The 17,568-nt window shown below is 28.2% G+C and carries 17 protein-coding genes; 4 read left to right on the forward strand and 13 right to left on the reverse strand.

Annotation, left to right across the window (positions count from 1 at the left end):
* The first annotated feature begins 38 nt into the window (after nucleotides 1–38).
* Genes polA through prfB form a run of 4 tightly spaced genes read left to right on the forward strand, consistent with a single transcriptional unit; the run spans nucleotide 39 to nucleotide 4,639 of the window.
* Entirely contained in the window at nucleotides 39–2,570 is a 2,532-nt protein-coding gene (gene polA, locus VC03_RS05520; protein ID WP_046329038.1) for a DNA polymerase I, read from the forward strand.
* The gene (locus tag VC03_RS05525; protein ID WP_046329039.1) at nucleotides 2,571–3,251 is read left to right on the forward strand and encodes an AzlC family ABC transporter permease; all 681 of its coding nucleotides are present in this window, start codon (nucleotides 2,571–2,573) and stop codon (nucleotides 3,249–3,251) included.
* Nucleotides 3,241–3,564 (forward strand): AzlD domain-containing protein, encoded by a 324-nt coding sequence (locus VC03_RS05530; RefSeq protein WP_052727716.1) that lies wholly within the window; start codon nucleotides 3,241–3,243, stop codon nucleotides 3,562–3,564. Before VC03_RS05525 ends, VC03_RS05530 begins: the two co-directional genes overlap by 11 nt.
* Nucleotides 3,551–4,639, forward strand: coding sequence for a peptide chain release factor 2 (prfB, locus tag VC03_RS05535; RefSeq protein ID WP_046329040.1), 1,089 nt, complete (start codon nucleotides 3,551–3,553; stop codon nucleotides 4,637–4,639). Before VC03_RS05530 ends, prfB begins: the two co-directional genes overlap by 14 nt.
* A 9-nt stretch (nucleotides 4,640–4,648) precedes the next feature.
* On the opposite strand, the gene VC03_RS05540 is transcribed toward prfB, so the two are convergent.
* The 13 genes from VC03_RS05540 to VC03_RS05600 form a co-directional block, all read right to left on the reverse strand.
* The gene (locus VC03_RS05540) at nucleotides 4,649–5,044 is read right to left on the reverse strand and encodes a gamma-glutamylcyclotransferase family protein (protein WP_046329041.1); all 396 of its coding nucleotides are present in this window, start codon (nucleotides 5,042–5,044) and stop codon (nucleotides 4,649–4,651) included.
* On the reverse strand, nucleotides 5,038–5,679 hold the full coding sequence (gene pcp / locus VC03_RS05545; protein WP_046329042.1) for a pyroglutamyl-peptidase I: 642 nt from the start codon (nucleotides 5,677–5,679) through the stop codon (nucleotides 5,038–5,040). Before pcp ends, VC03_RS05540 begins: the two co-directional genes overlap by 7 nt.
* Nucleotides 5,680–5,703: 24 nt before the next feature.
* Nucleotides 5,704–6,609 carry a DUF979 domain-containing protein gene (locus VC03_RS05550; RefSeq protein WP_046329043.1) on the reverse strand — a complete coding sequence of 302 codons (906 nt, stop codon included), beginning with the start codon at nucleotides 6,607–6,609 and terminating at the stop codon, nucleotides 5,704–5,706.
* Nucleotides 6,609–7,271, reverse strand: a complete 663-nt coding sequence (locus VC03_RS05555) for a 5-oxoproline transporter, DUF969 family subunit (protein WP_046329044.1) — start codon at nucleotides 7,269–7,271, stop codon at nucleotides 6,609–6,611. Before VC03_RS05555 ends, VC03_RS05550 begins: the two co-directional genes overlap by 1 nt.
* Nucleotides 7,272–7,286: 15 nt before the next feature.
* Nucleotides 7,287–7,685 carry a hypothetical protein gene (locus VC03_RS05560; protein ID WP_046329045.1) on the reverse strand — a complete coding sequence of 133 codons (399 nt, stop codon included), beginning with the start codon at nucleotides 7,683–7,685 and terminating at the stop codon, nucleotides 7,287–7,289.
* Nucleotides 7,666–8,556, reverse strand: coding sequence for a tyrosine-type recombinase/integrase (locus tag VC03_RS05565; protein WP_046329046.1), 891 nt, complete (start codon nucleotides 8,554–8,556; stop codon nucleotides 7,666–7,668). Before VC03_RS05565 ends, VC03_RS05560 begins: the two co-directional genes overlap by 20 nt.
* Nucleotide 8,557: 1 nt before the next feature.
* On the reverse strand, nucleotides 8,558–10,168 hold the full coding sequence (gene recN, locus VC03_RS05570; RefSeq protein WP_046329047.1) for a DNA repair protein RecN: 1,611 nt from the start codon (nucleotides 10,166–10,168) through the stop codon (nucleotides 8,558–8,560).
* Complete coding sequence (locus tag VC03_RS05575) at nucleotides 10,143–11,090, reverse strand: alpha/beta hydrolase (RefSeq protein ID WP_046329048.1); 948 nt, start codon at nucleotides 11,088–11,090, stop codon at nucleotides 10,143–10,145. The genes recN and VC03_RS05575 overlap by 26 nt, the downstream gene beginning before the upstream one ends.
* A complete protein-coding gene (locus tag VC03_RS06620; RefSeq protein ID WP_052727717.1) occupies nucleotides 11,087–12,007 on the reverse strand; it encodes an alpha/beta hydrolase in 921 nt (306 codons plus the stop codon). The genes VC03_RS05575 and VC03_RS06620 overlap by 4 nt, the downstream gene beginning before the upstream one ends.
* Nucleotides 12,004–12,735, reverse strand: a complete 732-nt coding sequence (locus tag VC03_RS05585; RefSeq protein ID WP_046329049.1) for an NAD(+)/NADH kinase — start codon at nucleotides 12,733–12,735, stop codon at nucleotides 12,004–12,006. The genes VC03_RS06620 and VC03_RS05585 overlap by 4 nt, the downstream gene beginning before the upstream one ends.
* Complete coding sequence (locus tag VC03_RS05590; RefSeq protein ID WP_046329050.1) at nucleotides 12,732–13,613, reverse strand: alpha/beta hydrolase fold domain-containing protein; 882 nt, start codon at nucleotides 13,611–13,613, stop codon at nucleotides 12,732–12,734. The genes VC03_RS05585 and VC03_RS05590 overlap by 4 nt, the downstream gene beginning before the upstream one ends.
* A gap of 75 nt (nucleotides 13,614–13,688) precedes the next feature.
* Complete coding sequence (gene adhE, locus VC03_RS05595; protein ID WP_084710375.1) at nucleotides 13,689–16,340, reverse strand: bifunctional acetaldehyde-CoA/alcohol dehydrogenase; 2,652 nt, start codon at nucleotides 16,338–16,340, stop codon at nucleotides 13,689–13,691.
* Nucleotides 16,341–16,413: 73 nt separating this feature from the next.
* Nucleotides 16,414–17,562, reverse strand: coding sequence for an MFS transporter (locus VC03_RS05600; RefSeq protein WP_046329052.1), 1,149 nt, complete (start codon nucleotides 17,560–17,562; stop codon nucleotides 16,414–16,416).
* Nucleotides 17,563–17,568 lie beyond the last annotated feature (6 nt).

Consider the following 17,568-nt stretch of genomic DNA (forward strand, 5'->3'; position numbering starts at 1 on the left):
ATAATGAAAATGTATATTTAAAGAAAAAGGAATTAGAAATGAAGAAATTATTAATACTAGACACAAGTGCAATAATGTACAGATCATTTTATGCACTACAAAATTTGATAAACAAAAAAGGTATGCCTACAGGAGCAATATTTGGGTTTGTAAAGCAATTAAATATGGCTATAGAAGAAGTTAATCCCGACTATATTGCTGCTGCATATGACGTAAAAAAATCTACTCTAAAAAGAAGAGAATTTTTTAGTCAATACAAGGAAAATAGATTAACTATGCCAGATGAATTACTTTGTCAAGTTGATATTATTAAAGACATTATTGGATACTTTGGAATAAGATCTTTTTCAGAAGAAGGTTATGAAGCTGATGATGTAATAGCTTCACTAACTGAATTTGCACTAAAAAACTCTATAGAAGTACATATTTACACTGGTGATAAAGACATACAACAATTAGTGACTAAGGATAATAACGTATTCATACATTTACTAGGTAAAAATGAAGTTGTTTCTACCTATGAGGATGTTAAAAATATGCTCTATGTCTACCCTAACCAAATACCTGATTTTTTTGGACTTAAGGGCGATAAATCAGATGGTATACCTGGTGTAATGGGTATAGGTGATGTCAGTGGTAAAAATCTAATTGAAAAATATGACACCCTAGAAAATATATATATGAATATTGATGATATTCGTGGAAAATTAAAAGAAAAATTAATTAAAGATAAAGAACTTGCATTTATCTCACGTGATTTAGCAAGAGTAAAAAAAGACATAGACTTTAATATTTCATTATCTGATTTAATTAAAGAAAAAGATAATGTACAAAAATTAAAAGAAGTCTTTACTGAACTTGAATTAAACACTCTACTTCCTCTAATTAAAGAAGAAGAAATTAAAGTTAGTTATACAAAAACAGATTTTAATAATATATTAGAGCTTTGTAAGAATGCTAGTACATTAACAATATACATGGATGAAAACTACTTATCTATTCTTGTAGATGATAAGGTATATATCTGCAAAAATGAAAATGAAGATACCCTATTTTCTACTAAAATTGACTTAAAAAAGATTAATACTACTGCCAAAGTCATCATATTTGATGCTAAAAAGTATATGCATCTTGGTCTTAACTTAGTTAATTACTTTGATATTTTAATAGCTTCTTATGTAATAGATACACAAGATAAGTTTGAAGTTGAATTTATTATCGAAAAATATGCTAATATTCATACTGAACAATTTGACAAAAAAGCTCTAAAAAATATTACTGAAGAAAAATTAGAAGAAAAAAGTGCAAAAGTATGTTATGGGTTGTATAAAAGCTATGCTACCCTAGAAAAAAAATTAAAAGAAATTGATATTAATAATACATATGAAACAATTGAAAAGCCTTTAATTCCTGTCCTATACTCCATGGAAAAAAATGGGATAAAAATAGACAAAGGGGCTTTTGAAAAATTAAATTCTAATTTTAGTAAGATTTTAGAAACTGAAAAAGAAGCAATTTACAATCTTAGTGGAGAAGAGTTTAATATAGACTCACCTAGTCAATTGGCAAATATTTTGTTTAATAAGTTAAATATACATGGAGTTAAAAAGACAAAACGTGGTTATTCTACTGATGCAGAAGTTCTTGAAATCTTATCTAAAAGAGGTATAGAAATTGCTGATCATTTAATAGTCTTTAGATACTACAAAAAATTACTTTCTACCTATGTTGAACCACTACCTTTATACGCTGATAGTAACAATTTAATACATTCTAGCTTCAACGGTACAGGTACTGCTACTGGTAGACTATCTTCACAAAACCCTAACCTACAAAATATACCTACTAGAACTACTGAAGGTAATATGATTAGAAACTGCTTTATTGCAAACGAGGGTATGAAATTAGTTTCTTTTGACTACTCACAAATTGAATTAAGAGTATTAGCTGAACTATCTAATGACCAACACTTAGTTGATTCGTATAACAATGATGTTGACCTACATACACATACCGCTAAAAAATTATTCCCTAATTGTGAAATCACAAAAGAAATGAGAAATATAGGGAAAGTAATTAATTTTAGTGTGCTATATGGTAAAACACCTTTTGGTTTATCTAAAGAATTAAATATTCCTTTATCTGATGCTAAGCAATATATAGAGACATATTTTAAAACATATGATGGCGTAACAAAGTATCTAGATAGTATTGTAGAATTTTGTAAAAAGAACTTGTATGTAGAAACTCTATTTGGAACTAGAAGATATATCTATGATATACGTTCTAGTAATGCAAAAGTATTTGAAGAAGCAAAGAGAAAGGCAATAAATACCGTTATACAAGGAACTGCAGCTAATATTTTAAAAATTGTAATGATAAAACTACATAAATTAGGGTTTAGAATGTTATTACAAGTACATGATGAATTGATTTTTGAACTACCTTCTAGTGAGGCAGAAAAATTAAGTCTTGAGATTAAAGATATTATGGAAAATACTATAAAATTTACTAAAGTCAAATTAAAGACAAATTACAGTATAAGTGATAAATGGGGTGAATTAAAATAAATGATAAATAAATTTTTTAAAGGTATGAAAAAAGGTCTACCCATAGGAATAGCATATTTCCCATTTGCCTTCACATTTGGATTTATAGCTACAAATGTAGGAATTAATGCATTCAAGTCTGGTGTAATGAGCTTTTTATTATACGCTGGAACTAGTCAAGTATTAATAGTGAAATTATTAGAACAAAACTCTACAATGTTTCAAATTATACTTGCTAGTACTGTAATAAATGTAAGGTATATATTGATAAATATGCCTATATTAAAAAGGCAGGAAAATGAAAGTTTAATAAAAAGATTTATTAATGCCTTCTTCCTAACTGATGAATGTGTTTCATATATGATATTAAACAACATATATGATATACATGAAACAATAGGTTTTGGTTTTTGTGCATACTTATCTTTTGGTATTTCAACAATACTAGGGTCTATATTAGGTAGCTATATGCCACCACTATACACTCAATCACTAAACTTTATACTTTACGCAATATTCCTTTACCTATTGGTACAAGTTTTAATGAATAACTTAAAATATATCTTTGTTGTTTTAACAACAATAATATTAAAGTGTATTTTAGTATATATTGGGCTTAGTGCATCGCTTTCAATATTATTAAGTATAATATTAGGTGCTTTAATTCCATTACTATTAAAGGAGGAATATTATGGGGAATAAGTTATACATCTTAATAGGTATAATCACAGTAATTACAATATTTTTTAGAATATTACCTATATTCATACGTATACCAGATAACAAAAAAGTAAGTAAATTCTTTGAATTAATGCCTGTATCCATACTTACAGTGCTTGCATTCCCCGATATATTTACTTCTATTGGGACAAAATTAAGTGATATATTAATTTGTCTAGTTGCCATTGCTCTTGTAATATTCATGGCTAAGAAGAAAAAAAGTATGGGATTAACACTATTTCTATCTTTCATTTTGATAATACTACTAAAGGAGGTTTTCGTTGGAAAGTTTTGAAATTAAGAAAAATGTATCAAGCATTTTTTCTGATATTAAAGAGACATTTAAATTAGATGCCAGAAAAGAAGAATTAAAACAATTAGAAAATACTATGATGGAACCTGATTTTTGGGACAGAAAAGACAATCAAGAAATTTTACAGAAAATAAATATAATAAAATCTACTATAGACCATATTAATACAATTATAGAAACACATGATAATATTGAAGTATTAATTGACTTTGTTGAAAGTGGTGATGAAGGTTCAGTAAAAGAATTAGATAATCTATATGAAGAATTTGTAAAAATTACTCAAGATTTTTCTAATACTATGTTACTAGATGGTAAATATGATACATACAATGCTATAGTCAATATTAACGCTGGTGCTGGTGGAACTGAAGCTTGTGATTGGACTAATATGGTATTTAGAATGTATGAAAGATGGGCTAACAAGAAGGGATTTAAGTGCGAAGTACTTGATTTACTAAATGGTGAAGAAGCTGGTATTAAGTCTATAACCTTCAATGTTAAGGGAGAATATGCCTATGGCTTATTAGCCTGTGAAAAAGGTGTCCATAGACTAGTTAGAATATCACCTTTTGATTCTAATGCAAGACGTCACACCTCTTTTACAGCCGTTAATGTTATACCCGAAATTGAAAATGACTTGGATATAGACCTTAACATGAATGATCTTGAAATAGATACATATAGATCTTCTGGTGCTGGTGGGCAACACGTTAATACAACAGATTCTGCTGTACGTATAACTCATAAACCTACAGGACTTGTAGTTACTTGCCAAAATGAAAGATCACAAATAAAGAACAAGGAATCTGCTATGAAAGTCTTAAAAGCTAGATTATTTGAATTAGAACAAGAAAAGAAAAGACAAGAAATGAAGGATATTAAAGGTGAGGAGAATAAGATTGAATGGGGTAGCCAAATTAGATCTTATGTAATGCAACCGTATAAGCTAGTTAAAGATCATAGAACAAAGTATGAAGAAGCAAATGTTGATAAAGTCTTAGATGGCGATATAGATGAATTTATAGGAAGTTATTTAAAATTTAAAAAAATGAGCTAGGCCCAAAGCCTAGCTTATATAATCATTACCCTCTATTTTTTTACCTAATCTTTCAGGATTTTTAGCATTATCCATATTGTACTTATACATAAATGCTTCATCTATCTTTTTCATATTTTTATCATACACTTCTACAACGACTCTATTATACTCATTGTTTTTTAGATTTTTTTCATCATATCCTTCAAGTTCATCCATTTCTTTAAAATCATCCATAACTTCATATAGCTCACCTACTGAATATTCTGTATCACTATCTAAAAGTGCAGGATATCTCTTATCTTTTAATGTATATAGCTCACCACTAACATAGTAAGTTCCTAAATATTTTGCTTTACCCTCTAAATAATGATGGTTATACCCTTTTTTTCTTAATGATCCATAAACAAATAACTTTTCTAACATATTGTGCCTCCACTTATCTTTTTATCACTATCATTTTCTATTATCGCTTCTAATGCTAGTGTTAATGCTTTTACTATTGTAGAAATAGACATAGATGGTGTATTTGGTCTACTTATTACTTGTTCTGGTAAAAATGGTATGTGTATAAATCCTGATTTCTTATTAGGATATTTCTTGTCTAATAAATATTGTACTCCATATAGGACGTGATTACATACAAATGTACCTGCTGTATTTGAAATAGATGCTGGTATATTATTTTTTCTAATATTTTCAACTATTGCTTTTATAGGTAAATTTGAAAAGTATGCATTTTCTCCATCATCATATATTTTAGTATCTATAGGTTGATTCCCTTCATTATCTTTTATTCTATAATCATCTACATTTATACCTACACGTTCAACAGTAATATCTGGTCTACCTCCTGCTTGTCCTATTGATAATATTACATCTGGATTGTATTCCTTTATTGCTTCATCTATCTTTTCAAGTGATTTCATATATACTGTAGGTATTTCTAATTTAATAATTTCAACTCCTTTAATTTCATCTGGTAATTTTTTTACAGACTCTATTGCAGGATTAATTTTATCTTCTCCGAATGGATCAAACCCTGTTACTAATATCTTCATATCTATGTATTCCCCCTTTTAAAATTAAAATGCTAATGCAAGTATTAATAATATATGTACTACTATTAGTGCTAATGCTATTGGTAATTGTGCTTTAATAACTCCGTATTTATCCTTCATTTCTAAAATTGATGCTGGCACTATATTAAAATTAGCTGCCATAGGTGTAATTAAAGTTCCACAAAATCCTGCTGTCATTCCCAATGCACCTACTACTGTAGGGTTAGCACCTTGGTTAATAACAAAAGGTATACCTATACCCACAGTTATTACTGAAAATGCTGCAAAACCATTACCCATTATCATTGTAAATATTGCCATAGCTATTACATAAACTATTACACCTAAAACTATATTCCCTTGGGGTATAATAGTTGAGACTAAGCTAGATATTACATCTCCTACACCTGCTTTTGTAAATATTGAACCTAAGGCTGCTAAAAGTTGAGGTAATAGTGATGCTGCTCCAACTTGCATTACTAGTTTTGTTGTATCTTCTACTGTATCCCCTACATTTGGTTTGAATATTATTAATGCTAAGACTATGGCTATTATTGAACCTCCACCTATACTAATTACTGATGGTATCTTGAATTGTAATAGTAAAAATGAAGCTATACCTATTGCTAATGCTGGTATAAAGATCAAATTTCTAAATTTTTCACTATTAGCCATTCTAAGAGATTCACTAACATTTTTAAATTGTCCCATAGTTAATTTGTTAGTTACTGTTATTATCCCTAGAACAATAAGAAGTACACCTGTATATTCATAAGGAATATATTTACCAAAGATAAAAGTAATAGCTAAAATATTCCAAAATAGGAAGGTAGTAATCTTATTCTTTTCATTTTTTAAGCCTCTAAACCCTGTTAGTATACATACTATTCCACACAGCACATACATTAATTCAGATAAAATAACTTTCATTACTTTTTACCTCCCTTTTGTATCTTTTTATCAAATAATACAAATTGTATTATAGCTAAAATTACTGTAACTATACCTATAGGTATAGAATAAAAGGCTAGGCCCTTAAGTGTTACTTCTATACCTGCTTCTTTTAGTGTCCCAAGGATTAATAGTAAGCCTGCTGAACCAACAAAGATATTTTGTGCAAAGAAATTAGCATAATTTTCTACTCCTGCATTTAATCCTTTTAATTCTTCTTTTTCTTTTTCAGTTAATTCTCTTCCAACAGCTGCTTCACTCATAGGTAATATCAATGGACGTATAAATTGTATGTGCCCACCTATTCTAATTGATAATGCTGATGCAATTGTTCTTATAACCATGTAGATACTAAGAATTTTACCTGCTGTTGCATTACTTAATTTAGATATTAGTTTTGCACTTCTTTCTTTTAGTCCATTTCTTTCAAGCAATGCTATTACTGGTAATGATATGAAAAATATTGACATAAGTCTATTATCTATAAACGCCTTACCAATTATCCTCAATATCTCTAATATGTTCATTTTGGCTAATAAGCCTGTAACTATTCCTGATAGTAGAACTACTGCTAATACATCTAGCTTCAAACTAAATCCTACTACTATTATTACTATTCCTATAAGGACTAAATAATTCATAGTTATTCCTCCTTTTTATCTAAAAAACATTCTAATAAATATTATTAATTTTAATATTGTGTATACAACACTAAGTTCAATAGAGTCATATATACCATTATTATTAAAATTCCTATATTCACTATATGTTATTCCTATTATCGACAATACATATGTTATTAAATGCAAAATCCCAAATTTAAAAAATGATAAAACCAATATATCTAACGTTATGAAAATAAAGGGTAAAAGTATAAATTTACCTTCTTTAAAGTATAGCTTAATTAAAATATAGCTTAAAAGTATACTAGATAAAATTAACAGTATCTTAAATATATCAAACTTAAATGATAATATATATGTTAGTATGAATAATATCATAGAAATTTGTATATTTGATTCATTACCTAAATATTTAAATATCTTTATCTTCATCTTCTTCTCCCAATTGTATTTTATCGTAAATAGATTTTAACTTTGATTTTTCTACGTGAGTATAAATTTCTGTAGTCGTTATACCTGCATGACCTAATATTTCTTGTACAGTTCTAATATCTGCTCCATTTTTCAATAATATTGTAGCAACTGTATGTCTTATCATATGTGGATGTACATGTTTTTGTATATTACACATCTTTGCATGTTTAACTAGGCTTATATAAAAGCCCTGTCTAGTTGTTTTAGGAAAAACTTTAAAATCTCTTTTTCCATTTAAAAGCATTTCTCTTTCTTTGTATATATATTCTTTTAATATTTCTCCCATTTTTTTGTATATTGGTATGTATCTATACTTACTACCCTTACCTAAGACTCTAATAAATTTGTATTCACTATCTTCTACATCTTTAATTTCCAAATTAATTATTTCTGATATTCTAGCACCTGTTGCTATTAATAATTCTAGTATAATTCTATCCCTAACATTTTTAGCTTCATGATTGTATGTATCAATTAGTCTTTTTAATTCATCTTCATCTAATATATCAGGAAGTCTTTTTTGCTTTTTCATAGAACGTACAGTATTAGTTGGATCTTTTTGTATATATCTATTGGTGTATAGGAACTTATAGAAAGACTTTAGTGATGATATCTTTCTTTGTGTAGAATTATACTTATACATCCCTTTTATCTTTTCTATATATCCATATATATCATCTTTTTGTATTACATTGTATTTCTTATCTACTAATTTAAAAAAAGTCTTTAAATCTGTCCTATAGCTTTCTATAGTACGTTCTGAACTACCTTTTTCTAGTCTAAGATAATCTAAAAATTCATTTACATATACTAGATTTTCATTATCCATTCTACTCACTCATCATTTCTTTTACGTGTTCTACTAAGGCACTAGTAATATTATCTCCAGCAACTATTCTTGCAATTTCTTGTACTCTTTGTTCTGAATCTAATTTCTTTATCTTTGTTTCTGAATTTTTCTTGTATATCATAAATTGTTCCCTAGCTTTTGCTGCTATATTAGGTGAGTGTGTTACACATATGACTTGAACATTATTTGATAATTGTTTTAACTTATCAGCTACAAGCTTAACAGTTTGCCCTGAAATACCTGCATCAATTTCATCAAACACTAAAGTTTCAAGCTTATCAACTCTAGAAAATACTATCTTTAATGCTAGCATTATTCTTGATATTTCTCCACCAGATGCTATCTTAGCTAATTTTTGATAATCTTGATTCTTATTTGTTCTTATCATAAATTCTACATCATCTATACCTGAGGTATAGAATCCATCTTTGTTTTTAAAGTATATTTTGAATGAAGCTTCCTTCATATTTAGTTCTTTCAACTCAGTATTTACCATTTCTTCTAATTTTCTAGAAAAATCTTTTCTAAGCTCGCTTAATTTTTGGGCTTCTTCTATATATTCTTTTATGTATTCTTCTTTTTCTTGTTTAAGCTTTTTTATATTCTCATCTGAATATTCAAAATTAATTAATTTTTCTTCTAAGTCTTTCTTATACTTCAAGATGTCAGTAATACTTCCAGCATACTTAAACTTTAATTTGTTAATTTTATTTAATTTATCATTAATTTCTTCTATATCATCTTCTTCTTCTGGAATATATATTTCAGAATCTACTTCATTTAGTAATTCTCTAGCACTTTCTACTTTTTCTAATAGCTCTTGTATATTTTCATACTCACTTACTCCATGTAGTGGTCTTATACATTCTTTTAAACTAGGCAATATCTTCTCATTTAGATTACCTTGTAATATACTTAGTGCTTCTGTTATTCTACCTATGTCAAAGCTTTTTTTATACTTATACTCTAATTCTTCATCTAATCCTTCGTATAGATCTAATTCTGAAATTTCATTTATACTAAATTCATATAAGTCCTTTTTTTCTAAAATAGCTTTCTTTTCTTCTTCTAAGTCTTCAATTTTTTTATTAACATCATGTATCTTATTAACTATGCTTTTTAAATTAATTTTATTAGGTAAAAATTCATCAAGTAAAGACAAATGATATGATTTGTCTAATAGATATTGGTTTTCATGTTGACCAACTATATCAACTACTTGTTTTGTAATACTAGCTAGTGTTGCTAATGTTACTCTTTTGCCATTTATATTTATCTTTGTCTTACCATCTTTTGTAATTTTTCTGTATATTATTAATTCATTATCGCTAAAATCTATATCATCTACAAGTGTTTCTAAATTAGACTTTAAATTATCACTTATTTCAATAACACCCTCAACAGTTAAACTGTCACAATCTTTCATTATGTCATTTACATTAGATCTTTTTCCTAATAGTAAGGATATACCATCTAATACTAGTGACTTCCCTGCTCCAGTTTCACCTGTTATTACTGCGAAATTTGTATCAAACTCCATTTGCACATTCTTTATTATCGCTAAATTATTTATCGTCAACTCTTTTATCATTATATATTTCCTCCAAGAATCTTGAAATCTTATTTATCGAATCATTTGTTTCTTTAAATATATTAAATAATTGGAAATTATGTTGCATATTCTTATACCCTTTTATCCTTGCATCTACCCTATTTTTTATCATATTATTATACACTAATATTGAATCATCACTCAATATTTCATTTGCACCATAATGTATTAATGTTTTAGGGAAGTTATAGTAATCACCATATACTGGGGAAACATATGGATTTGTTAAATCTTTAACTTCACTTACATATGGATTATTATTTAAATATCTTGGATGCCAACTTACACCGAATAAGATATCATCATCAAATTTATTAACCCTACTTTTTACCTTGTTACTCAAATCTGTAAATGGTGATAAAAGAACTATACCATCTATTAAAGGTTTATTCTCATCTCTTCTTTTCAAAAGTGTTGATAGTATTAAATTCCCTCCTGAACTATCTCCCATTATTACTATTTTATCATAATGATTTAGTGCATAGTCTACGACATTATTAACTTCTATTGATTGGCTAGGATATTTTTTACCCTTATAGTCTACAAGTAGAATCTCATAATTGCTATTTTTTGTATTTTCTAGTATTCTTTCATTAAATTTAAAATATGCTGACTTTATATACTCAACTCTAAAAGCTCCACCATGTACATAAACTAGTGCATTTTTGCTGTCTTTTTTTCTGTATCTATAAAAGACGGTATTTCTAAATTTGTATGCATTTATACTATACCCTGGCTTATAGTCTACTGTATTTATTAATTTATCAACTGTATCATATATATCTATAACTTTTTCTTTATTGGTTATGACATTATTAATTAATATATCTGTAATCTTTAATATTGAACAAGATAACAGGGTAAAATTTAGGAAAATTATTAAAAATATTTTCTTTATCACTTATATATCCCTCCTAAAAATTTTGATACATTTTTTAATGCCTCATCTGTCCTATCGAATATACCGAATAATTGGAATACATGAACCATATTATCATATATTTCTAGTTTAGCATCAACCTTATTTTTCTTCATATTTTCATAAACTATTCTTGAATCATCTAGTAAAAGTTCTGTACTTCCACACTGTATTAATGTCTTAGGAAAATTATGATAATCTCCATACACTGGTGAAATATATGGATTAGTTTTATCTTTTACATCTTCTATATATGGATTATTCAATAATAGTTTAGGATAAGTCTTACCAAATAGTACATCTTTTGTAAAATTATCTTTTCTACTCTTTACCGTATTAGTTAAATCTGTCCATGGCGATAATAGTACTAGTCCATCTGGTAACTTTTTGTGCTCATCCCTTCTTTTTAAAATTTGAGATAATATTAAATTCCCTCCTGAACTATCTCCCATTAAAACTATTCTATCATATCTTTTTTGAACATAATCTAGTACATTTTCTAATTCCTTATTTTGTTCAGGATATTTTAATCCCTTATAGTCCAACAATATTATTTCATAATCCTTTGGACAATTTTCTAAAATCTTTTCATTCATTGTATAGTAAAAACTATTTACCGTTCTAATGTAAAATGCTCCTCCGTGTACATAAACTAAAACATTTTTACTATCCTTTTTCTTGTAGTTAAAAAATAGTGTATCTTTATACTTATACGGCACTAGTGTATAGCCATACTTTTTATCTATTGTTTCAATTAAGCTATATGCATACAATATATTTTTCAAAAATTGATCCTTATCTTGGACTATATCATTACTTAATATATCCAGTGACTTTATAGTCAAACTTGTACATGATGATAAAAGTAATAGCACTAAAAGCATTTTAATTCTTTTCATTTTTTACCTCTCCAATCGAGTTTTTTTCTTAGTATATAGTAAAAATTTTTATCTTTTGGTTCTATTAATTGAACATATTTATCAGAGTATTTCACATTAACTTGGGGGCAAAAATGTGATTTTTGCTTACCATCTATATATATTTTTGCATTTGATTTTACTACTAGATTTTTTTCTGGCAATATTAATGGCCTTGTTCCTAGATATTGAGGTGCTATTGCAACAATATTCATAACCTTTACACTAGGATGTATAATGCTACCACCTGCTGACATTGCATAAGCTGTTGATCCTGTTGGAGTTGAAATGATAAGTCCATCGCCTCTAAATCCACTAATTTCCTTGTCTTCGTCATATAGGACTAATTCTCCAACCCTATCAAATTTAAATGCTATTTCATTTAGTGCATAGTATTTCTTGTCATTTATACTACATTCTAATAAGTATCTCTTACTTAAGTTAAAGTTGTTATCCAATAACTCTTCTATTCTAGTTCTAAAATACTTGCTATCTATGTCAGCCATATATCCAACTCTTCCAAAATTTACAGCTAATATTGGAACCATATACTTTATTGCATATTTTAATGCCCTTAATATTGTTCCATCTCCTCCAAATGTTAGTATATATTCTGGATATTCATCTACAATTTGTATATCATACTCTTTTAATATTTCTAATTCCTTTTCTATTTTAATACCATCTTTTTTTACTATTAAAACTTTCATTTTATCCTCTTTATTGTTTCATCTAATACTTCTTTTGCACTGTCAACATAGCCCAAAATTTCTAAAAAGCCATGCCCCATTCCTTTATACTCTATGCACTCTATATTAAACTTATTACAAAAATCATCTATATCTAAGTTAAAATAATCATATTCAGCCTTAACAACTAATATTTTAGGTAATTTATTAAAGTCTTCCTTTTTAATATTTAATAGATTAATATACATAGAATCTTTGTTATACTCTTTGGGGAGATACAGCTTTTTCATGGTGTCTATAGAATATTTAAGTTGCATTATACTTGCCTTTGCATAAGTACAAGGTTCTTTTAGGTTATATTCTTTTATACTCCAATTAGCTCTTTTTTCTATTTGTATAACTGGATAATACATAAAAACATATGAAAATATGCTAGGATTTAATAGCACTACATCTAGTGCCAACATTGCACCTGCACTGTCACCTGATATATATACTGTTGTATAACCATATTTTTCTATATTTTCCCTTATTGTATCATATATTTCGTACATTATATACGGATATTGTTTTGTAGGTGCTAGTGTGTAGTCTATTGATATAACATCTATGTTGGTGTTATTCGCTATGTATTTATTACAATTTTGAATAGAAGTTACATCTCCAGCATAAAAGCCTCCACCATGTATTGAGAATATGACCCTATTTGTCTGACCTTTTGAGTATATATATACATTTTTTTCTTTTCTTACTTGTATATTTGGTGCTAAATCAATGCTACTATACCCTCCTACCATAGAACGTATCTTAGAAACATTTATACCCTCATACACAAATTCTTCATACTCTTTTTTTACTCTATTACTGAATGCCTTAATCATTTTTTCATCAATATCCATTTTTCACCTACTTTTATTAATTATACTATATCCAAAAAAAAATACTAGAATCATTGTTCTAGTATTTTTTCTATATTATTTTTTCTTTTTTGTTTCTTTCTTTTCGTGTGCATTAGTCATATCATACATTTTTTCATATTCTTCTGCACCATAGTAAGCTCTTAGATAAATTTCTTTTAATTCAGAAATTAGTGGGTATCTAGGGTTTGCTGGTGTACATTGGTCATCAAATGCTTCTAATGCCATTTGGTCAACATGTTCTAAGAAGTCTTTTTCAGGTACTCCCCAGTCTCTAATTGTCTTAGGTACTCCAACTCTTTCTTTTAATTCTTCTATGTGTTTAATTAATTTTTCTACTTTTTCTTCTCTAGTTTCTCCACCTAATCCTAAGAAATCAGCTATTTTTGCATATCTATTCTTAGTATCTGGATATCTGTATTGAGGGAATACTCCCATCTTAACTGGAGCATCAGTAGCATTGTACTTAATTACTTCTGTTAATAGCATACCATTACAGATACCATGAGGTATGTGGAATTGTCCACCTAATTTATGTGATAATGAGTGAACTATACCTAGGAATGCATTAGCAAATGCCATACCTGCTATACATGAAGCGTTAGACATCTTTTCTTTAGCCTTAACAGCTTTTACTCCTAATGCAACTGATTCTGGTAAGTATTGGAATACTAATTTAATAGCTTCTAATGAATATGGTTTAGTATATTCAGTAGCCATTATTGATACATATGATTCAATTGCGTGAGTTAATGCGTCAACACCTGAAGCTACTGTTAATCCTCTTGGCATTGTTAACATTAATTCTGGGTCATTTATTGCTACATCTGGTGTTAATTCATAGTCAGCTAATGGATATTTTATTCCAGTTTCATCGTCAGTTATAACTGAGAATGGTGTTACTTCAGATCCTGTACCAGCTGATGTTGCTATAGCTATGAATTTAGCCTTTATACCCATCTTAGGGAATGCAAATATTCTCTTTCTTATATCCATAAATCTCATTGCAAGATCTTTAAATCTAATATCTGGATATTCATAAAGTACCCACATAATCTTAGCAGCGTCCATTGCAGAACCTCCACCTAATGCAATAATTACATCTGGTTGGTATTCTCTTGCTAATTTAGCTCCTTCTCTTGTACAACTTAAAGTAGGATCTACACCAACTTCAGAGAATATTCTGTAATCTATTCCTATTTTTTCTAAAACAGTTGTAATATGGTTTGCATAACCTAGTTCAGCTAAAGTCTTGTCTGTAACTATCATTGCTTTTTTATGTTCACCTTTTAATTCTTCTAGTGCTTGAGGTAAACATCCATATTTAAAGTAAATCTTTTCTGGAACTTTGAACCAAAGCATATTTTCCCTTCTTTCTGCAATAGTTTTAATATTTAATAAGTGCTTAACTCCAACGTTTTCTGATACAGAGTTTCCACCCCATGATCCACAACCTAATGTCAACGATGGTTCTAATTTAAAGTTAAATACGTCTCCTATTGCTCCAAGAGATGCTGGCATATTTATTAATGTTCTTCCAGTTTTCATTCTTCTTCCGAATACTTCAATCTTTTCTTTTTCAGCTGGGTTTACATACATAACTGATGTATGTCCTAATCCACCTAATTCAATTAAAGCTGCTGCTTTTTCTATTGATTCATCGAATCCTTCTGATTTATACATACCTAAAATTGGTGATAATTTTTCATGTGCTAATTCTTCATCGAATGTTGCTTTTTCTATTTCTGCAATTAATACCTTAGCTAATTTAGGAACTTCGAATCCTGCTAATTTTGCAATTGCATATGCACTCTTACCAACTATTTCTGGGTTTAATGCTCCTGCTACACCATTTTTAAATAATGTCTTTCTTAATTTATTTTTTTCTTCATCAGTTAAGAAGTATGCTCCTCTTAATTGGAATTCACTCTTAACTCTGTCATATATATTCTTATCTACTATTAATGATTGTTCAGATGCACATATTACACCATTATCAAATGTCTTAGATAATAGGATGTAGTTTACTGTCATCTTTATATCACAAGTTTCGTCTATTATTACTGGTGTATTTCCAGATCCAACTCCTATAGCTGGTGTACCTGATGAATAAGCACTCTTAACCATTCCAGGACCACCTGTAGCTAAAATTAAGTCTGATTCTGCCATTAATTCTTTAGATAATTCTAGACTAGGTTCATCTATCCATCCAATAATATCATCTGGAGCTCCATATTCTTTAGCAACTTCTAATGCTATTTTAGCTGTGTATATAGTTGCATTTTTTGCTCTTGGGTGTGGCGATATTATTATAGCATTTCTTGTTTTAAGTGCTAATAATACTTTAAATGCTACTGTTGATGTTGGATTTGTTGTAGGTATAACCCCTGCAATTACTCCTATAGGTGTTGCAATTTTCTTAATACCATATGCTTTATCTTCTTCTAAAACTCCACAAGTTTTTTCATCCTTGTATTTGTTATAGATGTATTCTGATGCGAAATGATTTTTTATAACCTTATCTTCTACAACTCCCATTCCTGTTTCATCATGTGCAAGTTTTGCTAAAGTTATTCTTTCATCATTAATTTTTTGAGCTACTTTTCTGAAAATCTTATCAACTTTTTCTTGATCAAATGTTGAATATATTTCTTGAGCTTTTCTAACTCTACTCATAAGTTCTCTCAAACTTTGAATATCATTAACCATAATTCAAATCCTCCTAGTTAGTTATTTTTTTAACATACTTATTATATTACAAATATCTATTATTGTCAACTTATCAATTAACTTTAAATCTTTCCTTATTTAAAACTGAAATAACAAACCCTATAATCGATAATACAACTGCAAAAAGTAGTATTGCTCTTACTCCACTATTTTCAACTAAATATCCTGTAATTGTTGAACCTATCATAATTGAAAAATTAAATGATGATGATTGTAATGAATTAGCAACTTCAACTCCATTTGTAACTTGATGAGCTGTTGCAGTTTGAAATATACTACTTAATGATCCAAATTCTAGTCCCCATAAGAAGAACAATGTATGTAATACTATTAAATTTCTATTAAAGATAAATACTAGAAATACTACTGCTGTTATTACAAACAAAACTAGGACCATAAGGTGTAGATGTTTATCAATAAATTTCATAGTTAGAATTACAGAAATTATTGAACCTATTCCTATAAACAACTGTGCTGTTGCAATACTAGGATATGATGTATCTTTTATTAGATTAGTAATAAAGGTATAGACTCCATAGTTTGCACCTACTCCTAAAAATGTTAGGACAATAACTAAAAATACACCTGGATTTGTAAGCATGGTAAGAATTGAATTACTTTTATCCTTTTTTTCTCCTGCTATATCAGGTAATTTTAAATAACATAAAAAAGCTATTACAAGTAAAGCAATTCCTAATATTAAAAATATTGCCCTATAACTTAAAAGATTACCTATAATAGTCATAATAGGTAGTCCAACAGACATTCCTATTGTTATACCTGACATAATTATTGTAACTGCTCTTCCTTCTTCATCCTTATTAACTAATTTTATTCCATAACCTGTTATCATAGGCCAAAGTGTTCCTGCACAAAGTCCACCTAATAGTCTACCAAATAGCATAATATTAAAAGATGGTGCAAAACCTACAATTAAATTAGAAATTGAAAAACCTATTAAAAGTATAGTTAATAGTTTTTTTCTATTCCACGAAACAGTATATGAAATTAAAGGTATTCCAAAAATAGCAGATGCTAATGCATAGATACCTACTAATCTACCTGTTTCTGATATACCTATACCATACACGCTTCCTATTTGTGGTAAAAAACTAGTTGGCATAAGTTCACATAATATTGCCATTAAAGTTATACATGACATGAGTATAAGCAGTGGCAAACTTTTTTTATTTTTTTCCATAAAAAC

Origin of the sequence: Sneathia vaginalis, from assembly GCF_000973085.1 — a bacterium.
In the GTDB taxonomy this organism is placed as follows: domain Bacteria; phylum Fusobacteriota; class Fusobacteriia; order Fusobacteriales; family Leptotrichiaceae; genus Sneathia; species Sneathia vaginalis.

Coding starts and splice junctions, on each gene's coding strand:
- polA (WP_046329038.1), top strand. CDS start 39: ATGAAGAAATTATTAATACTAGACACAAGTGCAATAATGTACAGATCA.
- VC03_RS05525 (WP_046329039.1), top strand. CDS start 2,571: ATGATAAATAAATTTTTTAAAGGTATGAAAAAAGGTCTACCCATAGGA.
- VC03_RS05530 (WP_052727716.1), top strand. CDS start 3,241: ATGGGGAATAAGTTATACATCTTAATAGGTATAATCACAGTAATTACA.
- VC03_RS05540 (WP_046329041.1), bottom strand. CDS start 5,044: ATGTTAGAAAAGTTATTTGTTTATGGATCATTAAGAAAAAAAGGGTAT.
- pcp (WP_046329042.1), bottom strand. CDS start 5,679: ATGAAGATATTAGTAACAGGGTTTGATCCATTCGGAGAAGATAAAATT.
- VC03_RS05550 (WP_046329043.1), bottom strand. CDS start 6,609: ATGAAAGTTATTTTATCTGAATTAATGTATGTGCTGTGTGGAATAGTA.
- VC03_RS05555 (WP_046329044.1), bottom strand. CDS start 7,271: ATGAATTATTTAGTCCTTATAGGAATAGTAATAATAGTAGTAGGATTT.
- VC03_RS05560 (WP_046329045.1), bottom strand. CDS start 7,685: ATGAAGATAAAGATATTTAAATATTTAGGTAATGAATCAAATATACAA.
- VC03_RS05565 (WP_046329046.1), bottom strand. CDS start 8,556: ATGGATAATGAAAATCTAGTATATGTAAATGAATTTTTAGATTATCTT.
- recN (WP_046329047.1), bottom strand. CDS start 10,168: ATGATAAAAGAGTTGACGATAAATAATTTAGCGATAATAAAGAATGTG.
- VC03_RS06620 (WP_052727717.1), bottom strand. CDS start 12,007: ATGAAAAGAATTAAAATGCTTTTAGTGCTATTACTTTTATCATCATGT.
- VC03_RS05585 (WP_046329049.1), bottom strand. CDS start 12,735: ATGAAAGTTTTAATAGTAAAAAAAGATGGTATTAAAATAGAAAAGGAA.
- VC03_RS05590 (WP_046329050.1), bottom strand. CDS start 13,613: ATGGATATTGATGAAAAAATGATTAAGGCATTCAGTAATAGAGTAAAA.
- adhE (WP_084710375.1), bottom strand. CDS start 16,340: ATGGTTAATGATATTCAAAGTTTGAGAGAACTTATGAGTAGAGTTAGA.
- VC03_RS05600 (WP_046329052.1), bottom strand. CDS start 17,562: ATGGAAAAAAATAAAAAAAGTTTGCCACTGCTTATACTCATGTCATGT.